Annotated in this window: 15 protein-coding genes; 6 read left to right on the forward strand and 9 right to left on the reverse strand. The window is 58.3% G+C overall.

The window, feature by feature from the left end:
• Positions 1-107 precede the first annotated feature (107 nt).
• Together CQ018_RS07065 and CQ018_RS07070 are read left to right on the forward strand one after the other, a co-directional pair.
• Complete coding sequence (locus tag CQ018_RS07065; protein ID WP_105549260.1) at positions 108-500, forward strand: hypothetical protein; 393 nt, start codon at positions 108-110, stop codon at positions 498-500.
• 529 nt (positions 501-1029) lie between these two features.
• Complete coding sequence (locus CQ018_RS07070; protein WP_105549261.1) at positions 1030-2472, forward strand: APC family permease; 1443 nt, start codon at positions 1030-1032, stop codon at positions 2470-2472.
• Between the two features lie 2235 nt (positions 2473-4707).
• Here the strand turns inward: CQ018_RS07070 and CQ018_RS07080 are convergent.
• From CQ018_RS07080 to speB, 4 genes are all read right to left on the reverse strand, one after another.
• Positions 4708-5631, reverse strand: coding sequence for an NAD(P)-dependent oxidoreductase (locus tag CQ018_RS07080; RefSeq protein WP_105549263.1), 924 nt, complete (start codon positions 5629-5631; stop codon positions 4708-4710).
• Positions 5632-5666: 35 nt separating this feature from the next.
• The gene (locus tag CQ018_RS07085) at positions 5667-6425 is read right to left on the reverse strand and encodes an SDR family NAD(P)-dependent oxidoreductase (RefSeq protein WP_105549264.1); all 759 of its coding nucleotides are present in this window, start codon (positions 6423-6425) and stop codon (positions 5667-5669) included.
• 171 nt (positions 6426-6596) lie between these two features.
• Positions 6597-7490 (reverse strand): polysaccharide deacetylase, encoded by an 894-nt coding sequence (locus CQ018_RS07090; protein WP_105549265.1) that lies wholly within the window; start codon positions 7488-7490, stop codon positions 6597-6599.
• Positions 7491-7621: 131 nt separating this feature from the next.
• A complete protein-coding gene (speB, locus tag CQ018_RS07095) occupies positions 7622-8620 on the reverse strand; it encodes an agmatinase (protein WP_105549266.1) in 999 nt (332 codons plus the stop codon).
• Between the two features lie 288 nt (positions 8621-8908).
• Between speB and CQ018_RS07100 the strand changes: the two genes are divergently transcribed.
• Positions 8909-10405: a PucR family transcriptional regulator gene (locus tag CQ018_RS07100; RefSeq protein WP_105549267.1), complete on the forward strand. Its 1497-nt coding sequence runs from the start codon at positions 8909-8911 to the stop codon at positions 10403-10405.
• A 22-nt stretch (positions 10406-10427) separates the two neighbouring features.
• Here the strand turns inward: CQ018_RS07100 and CQ018_RS07105 are convergent, their stop codons facing one another.
• From CQ018_RS07105 to CQ018_RS07120, 4 genes are all read right to left on the reverse strand, one after another.
• Positions 10428-11108, reverse strand: coding sequence for a GntR family transcriptional regulator (locus CQ018_RS07105; RefSeq protein WP_105549268.1), 681 nt, complete (start codon positions 11106-11108; stop codon positions 10428-10430).
• Between the two features lie 135 nt (positions 11109-11243).
• Positions 11244-12986, reverse strand: coding sequence for a biotin carboxylase N-terminal domain-containing protein (locus CQ018_RS07110; RefSeq protein ID WP_105549269.1), 1743 nt, complete (start codon positions 12984-12986; stop codon positions 11244-11246).
• Entirely contained in the window at positions 12983-14608 is a 1626-nt protein-coding gene (locus CQ018_RS07115) for a carboxyltransferase domain-containing protein (protein ID WP_105549270.1), read from the reverse strand. The genes CQ018_RS07110 and CQ018_RS07115 overlap by 4 nt, the downstream gene beginning before the upstream one ends.
• Positions 14605-15363 (reverse strand): LamB/YcsF family protein, encoded by a 759-nt coding sequence (locus CQ018_RS07120; RefSeq protein WP_105549271.1) that lies wholly within the window; start codon positions 15361-15363, stop codon positions 14605-14607. Before CQ018_RS07120 ends, CQ018_RS07115 begins: the two co-directional genes overlap by 4 nt.
• Positions 15364-15671: 308 nt before the next feature.
• Here CQ018_RS07120 and CQ018_RS07125 point away from each other — a divergent pair, with 308 nt between their 5' ends.
• A complete protein-coding gene (locus CQ018_RS07125) occupies positions 15672-15860 on the forward strand; it encodes a hypothetical protein (protein ID WP_105549272.1) in 189 nt (62 codons plus the stop codon).
• A gap of 139 nt (positions 15861-15999) precedes the next feature.
• On the opposite strand, the gene CQ018_RS07130 is transcribed toward CQ018_RS07125, so the two are convergent.
• A complete protein-coding gene (locus tag CQ018_RS07130; RefSeq protein ID WP_105549273.1) occupies positions 16000-17430 on the reverse strand; it encodes an SH3 domain-containing protein in 1431 nt (476 codons plus the stop codon).
• Positions 17431-17742: 312 nt separating this feature from the next.
• Between CQ018_RS07130 and CQ018_RS07135 the strand changes: the two genes are divergently transcribed.
• Positions 17743-18426, forward strand: a complete 684-nt coding sequence (locus tag CQ018_RS07135; RefSeq protein WP_105549274.1) for a hypothetical protein — start codon at positions 17743-17745, stop codon at positions 18424-18426.
• A 201-nt stretch (positions 18427-18627) separates the two neighbouring features.
• Positions 18628-20493 carry an HNH endonuclease signature motif containing protein gene (locus CQ018_RS07140; RefSeq protein WP_258142427.1) on the forward strand — a complete coding sequence of 622 codons (1866 nt, stop codon included), beginning with the start codon at positions 18628-18630 and terminating at the stop codon, positions 20491-20493.
• Positions 20494-20523: the final 30 nt, after the last annotated feature.

Here is a 20523-nt window from a genome sequence, read left to right on the forward strand (position 1 = left end):
TGGTTCATTTGTCGATGCATATTTTTCCTAAGTCTAGGTCTGCTTCGATGACTCTGCACAGTGCTTAAATCCTGAATCTGGCCTTGACCCCGTCAAGGTGCCTTTTGGTGGACTCGTTCATCAGGACGGAGCGAGCGGCGCCCCATCTGGGAGTTCCTGTAGCCCGTACTCTGCTTATGGTAGCCGTGGATATCGATGACAGTGTCGTTTACATCGACGAACACGAGCTGGCCTTTTCCACAGACCCCAGCAGCGATGCCTTCCTTCCTGAACGGGTTTACCCTGATCCGGCGTTGAGAGCCCTCTTCATTGCCCCGTGCAGCAATAGAACCGTGGAGACAATGGAGCCGGCGCCTATAACCATCCCGTCGGCCAGGAAGGAAAACTTCAGTCTTAAGTTGGTTCCCATAACCGGCAACAGCCCGAAGCGGATCAGCCCGAATGTGGGGAACTGTGACGGGGCTGAGCCGTTCGGCAACCCCAGGCAGGTGCAAAAATAGCCGAACCGTGCAGCATGGGAACGCGGGCGGTGAAAGTGAGGCAACGTTATTGAAAATGGGCACTTTTGGCAACTCTGTGCATGTCTGGGTTCGGAGAATCCGCCGAAGGCATGCAGTGCGGTCCATCCGGTAACCCTGAGGGCGATCTCTGCGTGTTAACGCCCCAGCAACGGCGTTTCAATCGGCAAGCGGGCGAATTCGTCTTGCTGATCGTGATTTGTACACATGTATGAATCACTTTGACGTCTCTAGCTAATCGACACCTATCCAGAGTGACTCGCGTCACCAATCATTGGGGGGGTAAGCATTTTTATGGCGACAATGAGCATGAGGACGGATGGGAAGCCGCATGCGAAGGGCGCCTTCGATGGGCAAGGTATTTATCGATTCTGCCCCCACCGTGAGCAGTTGACAGGCGGGCGAGGTCCCAGGTTCATTGAGGGCGATACAAATCCTGTGAATAACTTTCATGGGGGAATGTATTCCATAAATCATCAACGATTAACAATCATTTGATAGGAAAATTCTCATGAATGAATCGCTGAAAGTGGAGTCAGGGAGTATAACTGACGCACCACTGGAAGGAAGCCCTGTCCTCAAGCGGGAGATGGGCTTCTGGTCATCTTTCTCATTGGCCTTTGCTTTCATGTCGCCGATCATCGGTCTTTACGCAGTCTTTGCTTTGGCGCTCACCGCCGCCGGTCCGTCGTTCTGGTGGGGCATGCTCGTGGTGCTTGCCTGTCAGGTTTTGGTTGCTCTCGTTCTTGCCGAGCTGGCATCGAGGTGGCCGGTGGCTGGCGGTGTATGTCTCTGGTCACGTAGTCTTTTGGGTCATACGTACAGCTGGTATGCCGGATGGGCCTACATCTGGACCCTGGTGATCACCGTTGCCGCAGTTTCGTATGGAGGAAGCACATTCCTTGCTTCGTTCCTGGGTTGGGAGAACCCAAGTTCTTTGACAAAAGTCCTGCTGGGCGCGGTGATTTTGGCAATTAGCACCATCGCGAATTCTGCAGGTCGGCGGTGGCTAAGCCTGTTTGTCACGATCAGCATAATATGCGAAGTAATTGCCAGCCTCGGTGTTGGACTCGTGTTGATCATTTTCTACCGCAGGAACTCGCTGAGCACGATTTTTGAGGCGTTTAGTACTCCTTCCGATTCTGCCGCCTACATTTTCGGCCCCTTCCTGGCCGCCGTGGCAATCATCGGCTGGTCGTTTGTTGGCTTCGAGAGTGCTGGTGCCATTGCTGAAGAGGTGCGGTCGCCGGAGCGCAAGGTGCCCAAGGCCATTATTACTTCCTTGATCACAGTCGCTTCCGTGATTACCTTCTCGGCATTGGCCCTGCTGCTGGCTATCCCGGATTTGGAAGATGCTGTTTCAGGTGCTGACCCGGATCCGATTTCCACGACGCTTACTACGCACTTCGGCGAGGGGATTTCCAGGCCCCTTCTCATCCTTATCGTTCTTGGATTCATCGCTGGCGTAGTTGCGCTTCAGGCGGCGGTTTCGCGAGCAATCTTTGCCTTTGCCAGAATTGATGCGCTGCCGGCTGCCAAGTCGCTGAGCCGCTTGAGCAAATCTGACAGCCTCCCCATCAATGCGGTCCTTATTTCCGCTGTAGCTTCAATGTTGATCTTGGCGATATCTGCTTCACAGGTATACGGTGCGCTCATTTCGTTTGCAACAGTTGGCTTTTACATCGCCTTCGCGTTCCCTGTTGTTGCGGCGCTGATCGTGAGGTTGAAAGGGGAATGGACAGAAGGCCCATTCAGTCTTGGGAAGTTTGGTCTGATAGTCAATGTGGCCGCAGTTCTTTGGTTGGGCTTCGAGATCATCAACATTGCATGGCCCCGGATGACCGACGGCCCGTGGTACCAAAACTACTCCGTAATAATCATCTTTGTATTACTCGGAATTAGCGGCTACCTGCTTGAGAAAAAAATGCGAAAGAACAAGTCAAACGTTCTCTAGACATTTCAAGAACAGCTGCCTCCCGTGAAACGCGTTCACGGGAGGCAGCTGTTCCTTTTTGCCGGACGAGGTGAGTGCAGGCCATCCTGACGGTTCCGCGGCGGATGCCTTTGCAGCCCCGACTCCTGGCCTGCAGAGGATGGGTTCGGTGACTGACCGGCACCTTGGACCCAGTTTCAAGACCAATCTGACGGTGATATGAAGATGCAATCGGAAAGTTCCAGCGCTGTTGGAGGAAATTGTCTAGGAGCAACATTGCATGCGCCAATAACCACGAGAATCCCTAGCCTATTTCTCGCGCGGTGACTGGCAAGGTGACCCGCAACGAAAGCTGAGCACCGGGCCTGTAAAGGGCAATCGCGGACTTTGAACCTGCCGAGAGGCTGCTCCCCAACGATCTCGGGTGAGTATGCGAGGGGATTGAGCGCCAGCCAATATTGGGCATGGGTGGCACACATTATTGCGAGTGAACGCCACTGCGAATTACCGGTGAATGCTGTCCATGCCCGCGCGGCGCTCACCGTCACTTCGTTGAACGGCCCGCGCGGGATATTTGTGCATGTTCGATATAGCAGTCTCCACCAAAATTGTGGTACCACGGTCCGCTCCATGACCGCCTCGGCATGCACATCCCCACACGGGCGCCTGTGTCTGTCATTCTGCGCATCCTTGTTGAAGAACCTTGGTGCAGAACACCGTCGAGATGCTGCCCTGCCGGAGCTCGAGTAGCACAAACATCATGCACGAAGACTCTCAGCCGGCGAGTCGAGGAGCCACTCGAACACGAGAAGGCCTTGACTGGCGTACTTCCGCAAAGGCGGTTCAGGAAGAGCCTGTTGAGATAGCGTGATCCTCACCGTCGACGGGCCGAAGCCGTTGCAGCCCCTGGGGCACCGTATGCTAGCCCGTGACGGCTGATCGGCCCTGATCGCCCAGTGGAGCGTCGAAGCTGAACGACCCTAACGACAGCATCGAACCGGCCACAGCCCGCCGGATTACTACGGGCTGAGACGCGTTGGGTGGCCCCAACAGTCGGCGGAAGCGAAGAGAGAACAATAAGCACTGTCATGGCCCTCGGAGTAGTCGTTCATATTGGCCGCCGGTTTGCCCAGGTCGGACACGGCCAATTTGGGCCCTCGAACGCGTGACTGATATGGCCTTCAAATCTATACGATCCGCCAGTAACCGTGCCCGTATCCTATATCAAAATTCTGTGCTTGACTTTGCACTGTCGGTCCTAGTCAAGTAGCTCGTGTGATCATCTTTCGTAGCATCAAAATTAGCCCTTCTGACTCGCAGGAATTTTTCATAGTGGTGCTCGAACTGAATATTTGGTGGTGCGGAAATCGACTACCGGGATACCCTCGGAGTGGTGCCGAACCCCTCTATCGAAGGTATGCAGAAACGCAAATACTAACGCGACAGCTTCTGGTTTCCTCGCTTCGCGCTCCCGCGACAGGGATACCGAGAACGCCGGGCCGAGGCACCAAGATACTCATCGAATACGGTCATTGGGCCGGTTTTCGCGTAAGTCCTGCTATTCGCCAGGAATAGATATCGCCGTGAGCCGTGTCGATGCCTGCACATATGAGTTCACTGAAGGCGTTCAACCCCCGCACTGCACCGTCATGTTCGTAGTGCCTCCCTGGTCCAAGCCACGTGGGTCTTCCCGAAGCACAGATTCACGAACTACCATCGATGCTGCCAGACGGGTTGCATGGTTCCACTGGCGAGGAGCCCTTCCAAAGCCCTGCACGACGGATCGTGCATGGCTTCCATCTGTTGCCGGCAGCGAATGGAAGCCAGGAAATGAAAACATTTTCCGCAGCCACAAATGCATTGCCAGTGAGAGCGCTTCCTGAAGAACACCCGATGAGCTGCCCGCGAGAAAGGCCTTCACTGGATCCTTTCCCGCTGCACAGATTACAGAAGAAAATTATGGCATGCACGCCTGATCCAAAACGCTTCCAGCGAACCTGTGGAAGCCACCGCAGGTGCAATGCACCGTGCACGCGGTGTTGGCCAGAGCCGCCAACTTCGGCAAGCACCAAAAGGGCCGGCTGCCGGCTGTGGAGGCCTTCTCAGTGACGTCGGACCGAATCGCCATGCACCCTGTAGCCTGACCCGCGAATGCTTCCCTCCAAGTACTGCACAGGCAAACACAGAAGAGCGGTTTCGAAGCCTGGAGGGCTTCGAAACCGCTCTTCTGAACTGGATGACTAGTCGGCAAGTTAGTTAGCTGTCGTGCTTTGCCAGCCACTCCCCGTAATCCGGAATGGCGCGTTCCAACGGCCAGCTGGGAACGTACCCCAGATCGGCAGCCGCTGCGGCAATGCTGAAGTGTCCCTGCAAATCAAGCGTCGGATCAAATCCGGGCCCAATTGCAATGGGGTTTCCCGGGAAGGCTGCGCGAACCACATCCGCGATCTCCGCAAGCGTCGCGTGCTCCGGGCCGGAAATATTGTAGCCAAGCTGTCGCGGGGCGGTCGCCATGGGCGCCTGCACCGCAGCAGCGGCGGCATTGGCGACGTCTCGCACGTAAACCAGGTTGTAGCGGTGGTCTGCCCCGTGGTCGATGGAGAAGGCGCCATCATGGATTACGCCACGCATGACGTCACGGACCACCTCATCCATGCGATTGCCCGGACCATAGACCTGGCCGATGCGCAGTGAGATGACGTCGATCCCGTACCGCTCCTGGTAGACCTGGCCAAGCCATTCACCAGCGACCTTCGTGATCGCATACGGAGTCGTCGGGTTGTGCGGTTCGGATTCGAGGACCGCGGCGACCGAGGTTTTTCCATAAATGCATTCCGACGAGAAGTTTACAATCCGTTTGATCCCATGGATCCGAGCAGCCTCGAATACGGATACCGTACCTTCAACATTGGCCGAAAAAGTGGCAAGCGGGAAGTTCAAGGAATAGGTCGGGTGCGACATTGCTGCGGTGTGGATGATCGCATCGATATCGTGATCCTTGAATGCGACCAAAAGGCGCGGAATATCAAACAGCTCGCCCTGGATTGAGGTGACGTCCGGGCGCGGGGCCTCAAGGAAATCGCGGTTGTAGCTAATGACGTTGTGGCCGAGATCGGCCAAGTCGTTGACGATGTGGCGGCCAGTGAATCCGGCACCACCGGTAACTAGGATATTGCTCATTTGACTACCTTCTGTGGGTATTCGTTGCTGAATTATCAGCCGTTGAGTGAAAAGGTTCCGGTTCTTCCGCCATCTACCACGAGGTTTGTTCCAGTGACGTACGAGGACTCGGGGCCTAGAAGCCAAAGCGCGGCCGCAGCGATTTCTTCAGGTGAAGCAAATCGCCCGAGGGGAACCGACGCTTGGTCTCGCAAACGTTCGGCGTCATTGGCGAATCCCGCCGCGAGCATCGGGGTGTCGGTCGTGCCCGGCGACAGCGAATTGACCCGAACGCCAACCGGGGCCAGCTCGGCCGCGAGGGACCGTGCCATCGCGAGCACCCCGCCCTTGGATGCTGTATATGCGACGTAGTCGGCCTGGCCGACCAATGAGAGTTCGCTTGCAATACAGACAATGGATCCGCTTCCAGCGGTGGAGAGAGAACTCGCAGCTGCTCGCATCACGTGGAAGGTTCCCGACAGATTGACCTGAATCATGTGCTGCCACAGCTCATCGGTTGTTTCGCCGATGGGTACCACCTTGAGAATGCCAGCCGCATTCAGGACGCCGCTTAGCGGCCCAAAACGTGCTTCGGCATCGGTAAATGCCTTGTTCACCTGCTCTGATTTGGAAACATCGGTTTCGAGAACCAGGAGCTGGTCGTTGGCCTCGTTTGCCTGGACCTTCAACTGATCGTCGGGAAGACCTAGGGCAACGACATTGGCATTCCGTGACAGCAATGCGTGGGTAACGGCGAGGCCAATTCCCGAGGTGGCACCCGTGACAACGTAGGTTTTGCCGGCAAAATTTGTCATAACAATCCTTTACTGCTGCATGGAAGTTTGCGGCCGCGCTGCCGAACTTTCTTGGTGGAGGCCACCTGGTTCATCGGATTGCCAACGCGTTCCGTCGGCACATCCGTCGACGAACCTGCCGGCAAGCCGCGCTTGGACAAATCCAATCACGGTTCGCCCTTGGCCTCGGTTCTAGTAATCGGGGTACAGGTCCTCGGAAACGACGGTCGGTACCAGCGGTTCTGGAACGAGGGCCGGGTCGGCAAGTGCTGCATCGGCAAGCGCGTCGCAAGTCGTGAAGCGTACATCTCCCCAACCGACAGCCGTTTCGATGACCCTTCGGAGGGCTTCGAGGCGACCTGCTCGGCCGGTGAGGAATGGGTGGCACGTCAGCATGAACAAGGAGCCGTGGCGCCGCATAGCGTCAATTTCGTTGATCCACATGTCGGCAACGATCGTGGGTGACTGAATGATTTCCCCAAGCCGGGGTTCCGGGAGGAACGCGTATTGCTCCCAGTCGTCCAGACTCCAATGCGGGGGAAGTTCTGCCACGGTTCCGGAGTCGGTCTTGATGAGGTAGGGGGCATCGGAATCCATCAGGCTGGAATCGTACTTCATGCCGAATTCAGCAACGAGGGACGTAGTCTGCCACGACGGCTGCCACATGGCTGCGCGGTGGCCCTTCGGGGTGATGCCAAAGCGTCCAAGCGCCTTCATTGCCAGGTCGAAATCGCGCCGTTCTTCATCCAAGGTCAGATGTACTGCCTGCCGATGGGTGTGCGAGTGGTGTGCGATTTCATGCCCGGATTCCAGAACCTGCTCGACCATCTGCGGGTAGCGTTCGGCGGTGACACCGGGAATGAAAAACGTGGCCGGTTGTCCGACGTCTTTGAGCATCTGGAGAATCCGGGGAACGCCGACCTTCGGCCCGAAAGCCTGATGCGTCATCGCCATCGCGCTCTCCGCGTGCCTGCGACCTTCCGCAAGTACCGGGGATTCGGCATCCACATCGAATGTCAGCGCGGCCACGCATGCTGCACCTTGACGCCAACCTTTGTCGGTTCCGGTGTCTTCTCTTTGGTTCATCAGGTCCTCATCATATGTTTAGCGATTAATGAAGTATTTTTACGCTAGTGGAAAAGCTACTTATCGATCAGCCACCGAGTTGGCACGCCCGTCCGGGCGCAAGCGGGTGTGCCAACAAATGACTGGAGAAGCTACGCTGTGGCGCCCTCCAATGCTGCATCGTCCGCGAGCCGGACTTTCTTGTCACGGTTGACCATGAGCCCAAGCAGGTCAAAGACGACGGTTGCCGCGGCGAGAGTTGTGATGTCGGCGTGGTCGTATGCGGGTGCCACTTCGACAACGTCGGCGCCTACGATGTTGATTCCGTCCAGGCCGCGCAGCAAGGCCAGCAGCTCGCGTGAGTGCAGTCCACCCATTTCCGGGGTGCCGGTGCCAGGTGCGAACGCGGGATCAAGGACGTCAATGTCGATGGAGACATAGACAGGGGTGTCGCCCAGACGTTCCTTGACCTTTTGGATCGCCGCGGGAACGCCGATCACATCGATATCGGAGCAGCGAATGATCTGGAACCCGAATGCGTGGTCATCGAGGAAATCCTTCTGGTCGTAGACCGGGCCGCGAATGCCGACGTGCATGGACTTGTCTTCCAGCAGCAGGCCTTCCTCGAAGGCACGGCGGAAGATCGTACCGTGGGTGATTGGCTCGTCAAAATAGGTGTCCCAAGTGTCTAGGTGGGCATCAAAGTGCAGAAGCGTGACAGGGCCGTGAACCTTGTTCAGCGCCCGCAACATGGGCAGGGCAATGGTGTGGTCGCCACCAATGGCCACGACTTTCTTGTCGGGGCCCATGAGAGGAAGCGCCTGCTCTTCGATTTCCTCGACGGCCCGGGTGATGTTGTAGGGCGTGCAGGCAATGTCCCCGGCGTCTACGACCTGGGCATCGAGGACCGGCTCCACTCCAAGCTCGACATGATAACCGGGGCGCAACAGGCGTGATGCCTCGCGAACGCCGGCTGGACCGAAACGGGCACCCGGGCGGAAAGAGCAGCCACCATCGAAAGGTACGCCTAGGATCGCAATGTCGTAGTCTGGCACTGCGTCGATTTGTGGGAGTCGCGCGAATGTTCCCAGTCCGGCATAACGGGGAACCTTTGTTGCATCCACGGGGCCGATTGGCTTGTGAGTAGTCATGATGTGAACCCTTCGTGGTGGAGAGGACTGCCGGATTATTGTACTTACTAGGTGCTGGAACGCCCGAGTATCTGTGGTGGAAACGTGCCATCAATCGAGAGCGGTAATCCGCGAATTCATTCTCGACTGGGGCCGCCTATGTTGTTTGTCCTTGGTGTCCTTCCATCATCGACAGTCGCTGATGTGACGTACAGTACACATTTGACTACGAATTGTTGTTCGAGTTATACATATGTATAACTAGCGCAGCGCTTCATCCTAGGATTATGTCAACCGGAGGATTTCATATTGGCTATCACAGTTGCTGAATTGTTGGCTGAACCTCAACTTGGTCTGAGCCTTATCGCAGGTTTTAGTGGATTGGAAAACCAACTCACGTCCGCCCATACTTCAGACCTTCCACGCCTTTGGGAATGGGTCACTGGTGGGGAAATTCTGATGACGAATGGAATGTCCATTCCAGGGGACGCTGTTGGCCAAGTGGAGATGGCTCAAGCCTTGATTGGAGCTGGTGCAAAAGCTCTAGCAATTGGCGCAAAAATGCATGCACCTGAGCTCAAACCAGAGTTTCTAGCCGCGTGCGATGAGCTGTCACTACCGATCATCGACGTTCCATTCCCGTTGCCGTTCACAGCGATTGCCCGTTCTGTCGTCAATGCATCACAGAGTGAGGAAGTCCGTAGACTCCGGCAAACTGCTCGAATATATGAATTGCTTCGTCTAACTTCTGCTGCTGAACGACAATGGGCAGCATTGGTTGACGGAACGGTGGCTGTACTTGGATCCCATATTTTTGTTGTTGACAAGCGTTGTCTGCATCCCTGGCATCCGGAGGGCCAGCGGCTTCCGGCAGACTTGCGTGAACAAATGGTTCGCTTCACCGGTGGAAAATCCGATGCGGCAAAGACTTTTCAATGGCACAGAGTCGGCACTAAACACATTCTTATGATGGAAATACCGACCCATGCCAATGCTCTCCTGGTGGTGCTTCCCAAAGCTCAGCCAAACCCCGATGCGGTAGTTCTCTTACATGCGGCAACCGTTCTGGGACTAGAACTCTCGAGCACAGCTCTTGCTTTGGAGGGCCAGCAACGACTTGGCGCTGAATTTTTGCGGCAGGCTTTTGAGGGGTATTTTGACGTCGCTGAGTTGGAAAGCCGCTTGGACAGCTTCGGTATTCCGGCGGGAAAATTCATGATGGTTTCAATGTCGTGCGAAGACGAACAAAAACTTGAAATGATTCCCCGGGTGCTATGGCAACATGGCTATTCCTCAGTTTGCCTTTTCCGCAGGGGGCGTTTGCATATAGTGGTCTCGGCTGAATGCGAAGATGAGACCTTGCTTCATGTCGCGGGTCCAAATACGCGGATTGGTATCAGTGCGAGCGCATCAGCGAATCGGATGATTCTGGCACACCAAGAATCGCAGTGGGCGCTAGGAGCTGCTGAGAGTGGCTGCATCCCGTTGGCGCACTATTCTGAAGGCCCGTCGTGGTTGGGTGTAACGAGCCATGAACAAGGACTAGCAATCGTAAACCGCCTGCTTGGCCCAATCATGGACTATGAACAGAAAAAGCAACCAGATTTAATGATCACGCTCAGGACTTACCTTGAGCTACAACGATCATGGCAAAAAACAGCAGTGGCATTGTTTACGCACAGACAAACCATAATTTATCGCATCCGAAAAATAGGTGAGCTAACCGGACTGGACATGACCGAAACTTCAAGCTTGGCGCAGCTTTGGTTTGCACTGGAAATCCAAAAAGTTATGCGAGCGGGCTGACTGCAGAACTCCAGCCTCGTGGCTAATCGTCGGTTGCTAGGTGCGACAGCAGCTCGGCCTCTGCTGTATCTAGGTAACCACGCAATGTTTCGGAAGCTTCCTCACGTCGCCCGGCCAACAACAGCTCAACCAGTCCCGCATTGAGTTGAACATAGTGCGAGTGGAAATCTGGGGCATCGCTCATCGCATGGAATACCAAGCGCATTTGGGCTAGCACCTTAGTCATGAGTTCTTCGAGGTGTGTGCTGCCTGCGGCCCGCACCAGTTCCTCGTGAAAGCACTGGTTGGCATCGGCCATTGCCTCAATATCACCGTTTGCCAGCGCCGCACGCGCATCGCGCACCACCGCGGCCAGCGCCGGAACATTGAGTTGCGGACCCCAGAGCACCGCGGCTGGTTCAAGCATGCGCCGTACGGCATAGATCTCCTTAACCCCTTCGATGCCGGGGGAGGCGACGAAGACCCCACGGTTGGGGATGCGGGTGATGATCAGCTCATGATCCAAAACCGCGAACGCCTCACGCAGTGTATTGCGCGATACGCCCATGGCTTCGGCGAGCGCTTGTTCGGAGAGTTTAGCGCCGGGGAGCAGTTGGCCCTCGGCAATCTTTGCGCGCAGCACCGAGGCCACCCATGCACCGGTGTGTGCGTGGGTTGAGCCCTCCGCTAGCGACAGGGATGAGATTGCGGTATTCACGTGCATGTTTCCAATCTAATCGAAGCTGCCCCAGGTATCCGCAAGCGTTAAGTTGCACTCCTTGGTGACCGCTGCCGATGCCGCGTCATGCAACTCAGCCACCCTCAGCGCTCAAAACTCATCGTCCGGAGCAACCTTCCCCTAAGCGATGGATCCGAGTGCTTCGCCGCGCACAATCACCGCACCTGGTTCCTGAACACCACGGGTGAAGGTGCCGGCGCGGTGCGCAGCAATGTTTGATTCCATCTTCATGGCCTCAAGCACCGCCACGGTATCTCCCTCGGCGACCGCTGCACCATCCTCCAGAGCCCAGGTGACAAGGTTCCCGTTCATCGGGGCAACCAGCGTCGCCTCGTCGGTGGCGGCGTTGATGTTCTGTGTAGCGATGTCCATGGCCGCGCCGGTCCCACCGTGGCGGATCGAATCCACCAGGGAAGCTGGCAGGCCAATGTTCATGGCCTTACCCTCGATCTCGATGGTCAGCGTCTCTCGTTCGGCGCCAGGGGCGGCCGCGGCGATCTCCGGGCTGGAAGCCAATTCTTCGGCGAATTCTGATTCGATCCAGGTGGTGTAGACGCCATAGGCCGTATCGTTGGTGAACGCCGCGTTGCGCACCACGGCGCGGTGGAAGGGCAACACCGAGGGAACCCCGGTGATGACCATTTCATCAAGCGCGACCTTGGCGCGGCGCAGCGCCTGGGCACGGGTGGCCCCGGTGACGATCAGCTTGGCCATTAGCGAGTCATAGTGGGCGGGGATCACCGAGTCGGTGCGCACGCCCGAGTCCACGCGGATGCCCGATCCGGTGGGTGCCTCAAAACCTGTGATGCGCCCGGGGCCGGGTAAAAAGCCCCGGGCCGGGTCTTCGGCGTTGATACGGAATTCGAAGGAGTGCCGGGTGGGTGTCGGATCTTCGGTGATGGAAATTGCGTCCCCGGCGGCAATCCGGAATTGCTCGGCGACCAGGTCCACTCCGGTGGTTTCCTCGGTGATCGGGTGCTCAACCTGCAGTCGGGTGTTGACCTCTAGGAAGGAGATCAGTCCGTCCGGGGCCACCAGGTATTCGACGGTTCCGGCGCCCACGTAGCCGGCCTCGATGCAGATGGCCTTGGCCGAGGAATGGATGGAGGCGCGCTGCGCATCGCTCAGGAATGGTGCTGGGGCTTCCTCGACGAGCTTTTGGTGGCGGCGCTGCAGCGAGCAGTCGCGGGTACCCACGACCACGGCATTGCCGTGGGTGTCGATGAGCACCTGGGCCTCGACGTGGCGCGGCTTGTCCAAGAAGCGTTCGGCGTAGCATTCGCCGCGGCCAAAGGCCACGGTTGCCTCGCGGACAGCGGATTCAAAGGCGCTGTCAATTTCTTCGAGGCTGCGTACAATTTTGATGCCGCGTCCGCCGCCGCCAAAGGCAGCCTTAATGGCAACCGGCAGGCCGAACTCTTGCGCAAAGGCACGAACTTCCGCACCGGAGGAGACAGGTCCGTCGGTGCCCGGCACCAGTGGTGCACCGGCGCGGATGGCGATCTCGCGGGCCGTAACCTTGTTACCCAGTGCGCGGATGGCCTCCGGTCCGGGGCCGATCCAGGCCATGCCGGCCTCGATGACGCCCTGGGCGAAGTCGGCGTTTTCGGCCAGGAATCCGTAGCCGGGGTGCACGGCGTCGGCACCTGCGCGCTTGGCAATGTCCAGGATTTTTTCGATGTTCAGGTAGGTCTCGCTGCTGGCCGAACCGCCCAGCGCGTAGGCCTCATCGGCACGGCGCACGTGCAGTGCATCGGCGTCGGCATCGGAGTAAATGGCCACCGAGAGAAGCTGGGCGTCAGTGCAGGCGCGGGCAATGCGAACGGCAATTTCACCGCGGTTGGCGATCAATACTTTTTTCATGCTGGGGTTCCTTCAACGCTGGGAGTAACGAATGTGAAGCGCAGGGCGGCACCGGGGGGTAGCTGCGCGGCGGCGGGCAGATCTTCGTCGATGACCACGCCGATGACCGGGTAACCGCCGGTGACCGGGTGATCGGCCAAGAAGAGCACGGGCAGCCCGGAGGGTGGGACCTGCAGGGAGCCGACGGCGACGCCCTCGGAGACAAGTTCTCCGGTGCGGATACGTTCCAACGGTGTTGCGTCGTCGCCTAGGGCCAGGCGCACGCCCACCCGGTTGGTGTCTGCCGAGACGAGCCAGTTTTGCCCGGTCAGCCTTTCCGCACCGGCCTCACCAAACCAGTCATCGCGTGGGCCGCCGGTGATCCGTAGCGTGTAGACGCCATCGGCATCGGGCTCCGGCAGGGAGGATGGTTCCGGGTTGCCGACCACGTGGGCGCCGTGGATGGCACCGACCGGCAGCAGGGTTCCAGCGGCCAGTGGGGCCGGGCCGATGCCGGAGAGTGAATCGGTGGAGCGTGATCCGAGCACCGTGGGTACCGCAATGCCGCCACGCACAGCAAGGTAGCTGCGCAAACCGGCCCCGGTGGGGCTCAATGTGAGGGTTTCACCGTCAAGCAGCGCGAACGGGGTGTCCATTGGGATCTCGCGTTCGGTGTGAAAGTCATCCCCGTCGACAGGATCGATGTGAATGTGTGCGGTAGCTCCACAGATTGCCAGTACTGCATCTCCCCGGGCACGCAGGATCATGTTTCCCGTGAGGTTTTCGATGACCGCGGCTGAGGGGCCATTGCCTACCAGGCGGTTGGCTTGGGCCGCGGAGATTGCGTCGGCCGAGCCTGCTGCCGAAACACCCAGGTCTCCGTAGCCCGCACGTCCGGTGTCTTGAAGCAACGATTGCAGGCCGGGGTTGATGACCTCAAGTGAGTTTGTGCTGGCCGAGAGGTTTGCCGAAAGGTTTAGCGGTGCGCTGGTGGCGGGCACCTGTGTGGTGTGCACGCTCAGCGAGGTACGTGAGGGTACAAAGCGCACGCGGTCCTGCGGGCGGATCAGCGCCGGGTTCTCGCGCTCCAAGTCCCAGAGCACTGCATCGGCGTGGCCGATCAGCTGCCAGCCGCCGGGGGATTGGCGCGGGTAGATGGCCGAGTAGTCTCCGGCCAATGCCACGGCACCGGTGGGAACAACCTTGCGCGGGGTTGCCCGGCGCGGCACGTTGAGCAGCTGGTTTTCGCCCAGCAGGTAGGCAAAGCCGGGGGCAAACCCACCAAAGGCTGCCCGCCACTGCTGCTGCGAGTGCGCGTTGATGACACCCTCGATGCTTAGCCCTGTCAGTTCGGCAACTTCTGCCAAATCTTCCCCGTCGTAATGCACCGGCACCTCAACCAGTGTTCCGGTGTTGGCTTTGGCGGCGCCAAGTTCCAGGGATTGCACGGTGGCGGCGATGATCCGTGCGTTGGCTGCACAGTCGGCCTTGATGAACAGCGTGCTGGCCGCGGCGAGCACGTCGATTTGGCCCGGCAGCGGGGTACTCTTCAGCAGTGCGGATAGGGCCAGCACCGATTCCAGATCGGAGAGTTCAACCAGCACCGAACGGGTGCCGGCACTGCGTACGCCTACTATGTTCATGCGAAGCTCTTGATGGTGACGCCGGCGTTTTGAAGGCCCGCACGTACGGCGGCGGCCATGGCCACGGCGCCGGCGGTATCCCCATGCACGCAGATACTTTCGGCGTTCATGGGGATCACGGTGCCATCGACGGCCACGATGGTGCCCTCGGTGGCCAGGCGGATCATGTTGGCGGTGACGGTTGCCGGGTCATGCAGTACCGCGTTGGCTTCGCGGCGTGAAACCAGCGTGCCTTCGGGGGTGTAGTTGCGATCGGCAAAGGCCTCGGCCACCGGGCGCAGGCCCGCTGCCTCGGCCTTGGTCAGCGCGATCGATCCGGGAAGCAGGAGCACCGGCAGGTCGGTGCCGAAGGCGCCGATGGCGTCGATGACGGCCTGAGCATGGGCCTCGTGATGCACGATGGTGTTGTAGAGCGCGCCGTGCGGCTTGACGTATTTGATGGAAGATCCGGCGGCGCGGGCCAGTGCCTCGAGCGCGCCGAGCTGGTAGAGCACATCGTCGGCAAGTTCGGTGGGGGAGCAGTCTAGGAAGCGGCGGCCAAAGCCGGCCAGGTCCCGGTAGCCAACATGTGCGCCGATGGTGACTCCGGCTGCCACTGCATCGCGGCAGGTTTGGGCGATGACGCTTGGGTCCCCGGCGTGGAAGCCGCAGGCGACGTTTGCGGAGGACACGGAGCGGAAAATCGCTGCGTCGTCACCCATGTTCCAGTTGCCGAAGGATTCTCCGACGTCTGAATTTAGGTCTATATAGGGCACCTTGTGACCTCCGTCTCGTGAAGTGGTTCACTATAAGGATGCACCATCAACGCAGATTGTTCAACAATCTTTGCGAACTTCTTGATATTTGACGGGCGCGACGTAGCTCCCGGTGGCACGCACCTCAGCTCTACCCCCCCCAGTCGACCCGCCGCCTGCCCCTGAGCCCAGCCACGCAAACACCGGGTAAAGAAAAGGCACCAAGAAAAGATCATGGCCGCAAGGCCCGCACATGTTTAGGATGGGGATTACCGAAGGAGCATCACCTCCGGAGCAGGTTTCAGCCACATGAAGAGGGCGGGAAGAACATGAAATTCGTTTTCGAGATCGACATGAGTACCGAAGCTGTCAAAATTGACCCGGAAAAAGAAATCAGCCGGATGCTGCGCTATTGGGCCGGAAACCTGAAAAACTACCCCATGGAACAGGGCGCCGAGGAAGACATCTACGACAGCGACTTCAAGGCCGCCGGTTCCTGGTGCATCATCGAGGACTAAAAACTCAAAATTTACCGCACGTCCGCCAACCGCAGAGGCAAGACCGGTGGATTAAACGACAACGTGCGACGCCCCCCAAGGGCGCCGCACGAAAACTCATTGCCGATGGCTTACCGCCGCGCGGCTAGCCATCGACCGGCTAGCCGTAGAACTCAAAGTGCCATGCTTCGGCGTACGGGCTGCCCTCTTCGAGGTTTTTACGATGCACCCACCCGAACTTGTGCGAGTTCTTCTTCAACCACTTGTAGTACTTGCCGCGGAACGAGTAGTCATAGGTTTCCGGGAAATCCACTGCCGTACCCCACCCATGATTTGAGGTTCCGGGACGCGCCGCAATGTAGGGCCCCAGCTCGCTGAGGTAGTAATCCTGCGTCGCCCGCGTTCGGTAGGACAGGTCAATGCTCAGGTTCTTCCCAAATTCCTTCTTGAAGGCCGCATTCAACGTATTCAACGAGGCAACTGCCGGGGCCGCAATCAGCGTCTTTTCCGAATCCCACGGCATCGTTGCCAGCGCCCGCTGATCGATCTTGCCGTTCGCCATCTTCTTCACCGATGTGTAGCTAAATTTCCCGGTGTTTGACGTTGGCGCGTTCGATGAGCGCTTCAGCGCCGACGATTTCACCCAGCCCGAGGTTCCCTGCGTGCGCACAAAGTACCAACCCGAGCGCTGCCCACCCTTTTTCTCCAGCTTCAGATCCCGGTAGGCCACCGAGTCGCGCGGAATGTCTTTAATGCGCACCTTGCCACCGACGCTGACATACAGCTGCGTTGTCGCATCCTTGGTCCAGTAGCGATCGGTAAGTCCCGCACGATTAGTGCTGTACTTTCCCATGTTTACCGCACGGCCACCGGCCGGCGCCTTGGCCGCCGGTTTAGCGGCCACCTTTGTGGCGTATGCGTTGGAAATGTACCCGGTCTTAGACTTGTAGCTGACCTTGTACCAACCATTTGACGCCTGTGCACTTGTTTTCAGCGTCGTATTTTTGGGAATCGTCACCAGCGACTTGCTCTTGGTGTTTGCTGCCTGACGCACGTTCAGGTTCGCGTTGACCTTCACCGAGACTGAGCTCGGCTTGTCCTTGCTTGCCGCTGGTTTTGCGGCCGGCTTGGCAGCAGGTTTTACCGATGGCTTGGCAACTGGTTTAGTTGCCGGTTTCGCGGCTACTTTTTTGGCATACGTATTGGAGATGTATCCGGTCTTAGACTTGTAGCTGACCTTGTACCAACCATTTGATGCCTGTGCACTGGCCTTCAGCGTCGTATTTTTGGGCACTACCAACAAGGACTTTTTCTTGGCCGATGCACCCTGGCGCACGTTCAGGTTCGCGCTGGTTTTCACCGAGATCGAGATGCGCTTATCCGCGGCCCCAATCAGCAACGACCCGGCAGCCAGGACCCCGGCCTGCGTGGAAGACCCGGCGGCCACAGCCGATGGGGCAGCGGTAGCCGGTGCGGCACCCATTGATGCGAAAACGATGCTGGAACTCAGCCCCAGCACCAATGCCCGACGCGCCAAGCGCGAGGTTGGCCTTTGCGCAACGCCCTCAAAGCGTTGTTGAGACATACTCATGATGAAAAACTGCCCCCCTAGGCGTCGATGACCAGACGCTACAAGCCTACGAATTCTGCACGAGTTATGGTTTACGCTTGAGGCGTCCCGCACCGTTTTGCGCCGCCCTCTGACGGAGCGTGAGGAAAATGGATTCTATAGGATCCTCATATCAGCACCCGCGGAACCCGGAGTATCACGGCACTAAATTAGGAAGAGGGAAACCCTCCCATGCCAATACGCGTCGACCTCTGCAGAGTCCCCAAAATAGATCAGCAACACTCACTGTTTTGGGACAAATTACGCGAACTGACATGGGCTGACGAGAGAACCATGTCAAAACGTGCGGCTTTTGAACGGCTGCACCGCGGAAGTAGCGCGGGTCGACGGCTTATCGATGCCGGAGTACTAAGCCTGCGCAGCGTCGATGGCTACAAGGAACCACGCATCCCGGAGGCACTTGTTGATTTTCTTGCGGCACTGCCACGCGTCGAAGCCAAGCAGCTAGAGACGCTTGAAACGGGGCTGCAGATTCGCTGCGTCGGGGCCACGGTTCGGCTCGATGCAAATGAAAAACTGGATCCGGAATCCACCAAACTCGCTCGGCACCTTGCCGCCAGCGGGATTCCCACCCGAGAAGCCAAGTTTTACGGCATCCACCTGGATATGAGTCTCTCCCAGGCCATCAATAACACCTGCGGTTGGTGGTCTATGGGACCTATGGTGGCCGGAACCCCGCCGTCAATCACCGCCCCCATCCAAAATTACCCGGCCCCTTTCACCCGGGTCCTTGTCACGGTTGCCGGGCTCGCCTTGCTGGATCTGCAAACCAGCGAAATTATTCACCGTAATCTGCCCGACGATGCCACAGCCAAAAGCTACGGCGTAGTGATTCACACTCCCACCCCGGAGCCGCAATCCCTGGTTGGTCACTGGATTGCCGATCCCGACGATGGCCGCACACTGCGCCGCTTCGGCCACTGGAACGACACGCACAAGATCAGCGCAATTCGGTGACTCGACCGTGAAACTGGCGCATGACTAGTGGTTCTGATCGCTCTCACGTAGCTAACATCGGACTACTCATGACTGCGTCCTGAGCCGCTGTGTCGTTACTGTTCCGCACCGTTTGGGGTGCCTCGCACGGATATTAATTACTTATCCACAGATTTCTCTGCTCTTCCCCACGAGCCCTTGTGTGGGGTCATGCTGGTGGGTATGCAGACCGATGAGTTCATCACCCTCACCGCCCCCACGGGCGGCACCCCGGGACACCACATGTCACCGGGTGATGAACTGCGCGCCCTGTTCGAGGCCCAACAATTGGTCCGCGATTTGAGCACCCGGGTCGCCGCACACACCAGCTCCCCGGTCCACGCGGTCCTCTTCGCCCACCTTGTCGAGGATACCCATCGCACCGCCGCCCACGGCCAACTCCTGGCGGCACGCACCGCCCAACGCACCCTGGCCCACGAACTACCCCAACGTACGTTTACCTCGGTACGGCAGATCCATGATGACCCCACGGACTATCTGGCCGGAACCACCTCGCTACCGGATGATCCGCGCACGGTCCCCACCGGCCGGCTCGTCTTCAAGGACACCACCTCGCTACTGGCCGGAATCCTACACATCAACTTTTTCGCCGCCCGCGATCGTGTGCAAGCCACCGAACGCTTCCTACCGGGTACCGATCTGGCGGGAAACCCCACCCCACCGAAATTCCCACGCCTGGCCCAGGACCTGGCCGAGGGAAACGCGGACCCCGGAGCGTTGAAGGCCGGAGCCAAAAAACTCGAAGACCTAACACCACACATCAATACCACCGACGATCCCACCGGCTTGGCCCAAGAACTTGAGGCTCAGGTCGCCGAGTCGGTGGTGCATGAGGATTCACGCACCACCAATAAATTACTCACCGGCATCAAAAATGCCCTCACCGACGGGAAGCATCACCTTCCACCGGAAATACTGCGCACCAAACTGGGCCTGCATCACCGCGGGTGTATTGATGGGCTCGAAGAATTCCTCTTGCGGGTGCTGCCCGCGGATGCCGAACCCCTCTTGGCCCTGTGTGCCAGCATCGATAATGCTCGTACCAAGGCCGGAGATCGCAGCGCGTTGGCCGCCCAAGCCACCGCCACAAACCCCACAGGCACTGCGTCAGAAGAATTCGTTGCCTCAGGCACCAGCTGCCCCCAGGAGAACACAACCGAGCCCGGTGCCTCCGAGGTGTCGATCAGTTTCCCGGATTTCCTGGTAGATCCGGCCACCGGCAAACCACTGACCGATCCACACCGCATCCAAGAACTCACCCTGAATCCGGTAACACCAAGCAATGGTTTCATCGCCCCGGAACACGAGCCTAACTCGGGTACCAACTCTGCTGCCAACGATGGTTCCTTGGAATCCAGCACGCTGGATGATGATGGGCTGACCGTGCCCCAACGGCATCTGCAAGGGTTATTGAATTTGATTCGGGCTGCAAGAAAATCCACCGGCAGCACCAAAATCACCGGACTACCAGCACCCAAACTCTTTGTCGTGGTAACCCTGGCAGAGCTTGAAGCACGTGCCAGCACCCACGGGATCACCGGACACGGCAAACACCTCACCGCCGGCGAACTCAGACACGCCCTCTGCACCAGTGGGGCCATCCCGATCACCCTTAACGGGGAATCTCACGTCTTGGATCTGGGCAGGGAACAACGTTTCTTCCCCGACTACCTGCGTGAAGCCATCCTGGCCCTCTACGGTGGCTGTATTTATCCGGGGTGCACCGTGCCACCGGAACATTGCGAAATTGATCATCTCCAAGACTGGGCCCTTGGAGGCAGCACTCGACTCGAAGATGGTGGCCCGATGTGCCGCGGCCACCATCTGGATCGACACGACGGACTGATCACCGTTGAACGCGCCGCCGATGGGCTCTTTAGCGTCAGGCTACCCAAATATCTAGACCCGGCACAGAAACTACGCCGCAATAATTTTTGGCGGAACTGGGCCCAAAACCCCTACCAACCACCGGATAATCGACCAACTCCACGCACCGAACCACCACCGGACACCCCACCACTTTTCTAAGATCATTCCCAGCACCTAGCCCCGCCACAC

Source organism: Arthrobacter sp. MYb227, assembly GCF_002975435.1.
Lineage (GTDB): Bacteria > Actinomycetota > Actinomycetes > Actinomycetales > Micrococcaceae > Paeniglutamicibacter.

Bases quoted from the DNA above. Each gene is read 5' to 3' on its own strand.
- CQ018_RS07070 (WP_105549261.1), top strand. From the start codon at position 1,030: ATGAATGAATCGCTGAAAGTGGAGTCAGGGAGTATAACTGACGCACCA.
- CQ018_RS07080 (WP_105549263.1), bottom strand. From the start codon at position 5,631: ATGAGCAATATCCTAGTTACCGGTGGTGCCGGATTCACTGGCCGCCAC.
- CQ018_RS07085 (WP_105549264.1), bottom strand. From the start codon at position 6,425: ATGACAAATTTTGCCGGCAAAACCTACGTTGTCACGGGTGCCACCTCG.
- CQ018_RS07090 (WP_105549265.1), bottom strand. From the start codon at position 7,490: ATGAACCAAAGAGAAGACACCGGAACCGACAAAGGTTGGCGTCAAGGT.
- speB (WP_105549266.1), bottom strand. From the start codon at position 8,620: ATGACTACTCACAAGCCAATCGGCCCCGTGGATGCAACAAAGGTTCCC.
- CQ018_RS07105 (WP_105549268.1), bottom strand. From the start codon at position 11,108: ATGCACGTGAATACCGCAATCTCATCCCTGTCGCTAGCGGAGGGCTCA.
- CQ018_RS07110 (WP_105549269.1), bottom strand. From the start codon at position 12,986: ATGAAAAAAGTATTGATCGCCAACCGCGGTGAAATTGCCGTTCGCATT.
- CQ018_RS07115 (WP_105549270.1), bottom strand. From the start codon at position 14,608: ATGAACATAGTAGGCGTACGCAGTGCCGGCACCCGTTCGGTGCTGGTT.
- CQ018_RS07125 (WP_105549272.1), top strand. From the start codon at position 15,672: ATGAAATTCGTTTTCGAGATCGACATGAGTACCGAAGCTGTCAAAATT.
- CQ018_RS07130 (WP_105549273.1), bottom strand. From the start codon at position 17,430: ATGAGTATGTCTCAACAACGCTTTGAGGGCGTTGCGCAAAGGCCAACC.
- CQ018_RS07135 (WP_105549274.1), top strand. From the start codon at position 17,743: ATGTCAAAACGTGCGGCTTTTGAACGGCTGCACCGCGGAAGTAGCGCG.
- CQ018_RS07140 (WP_258142427.1), top strand. From the start codon at position 18,628: ATGCAGACCGATGAGTTCATCACCCTCACCGCCCCCACGGGCGGCACC.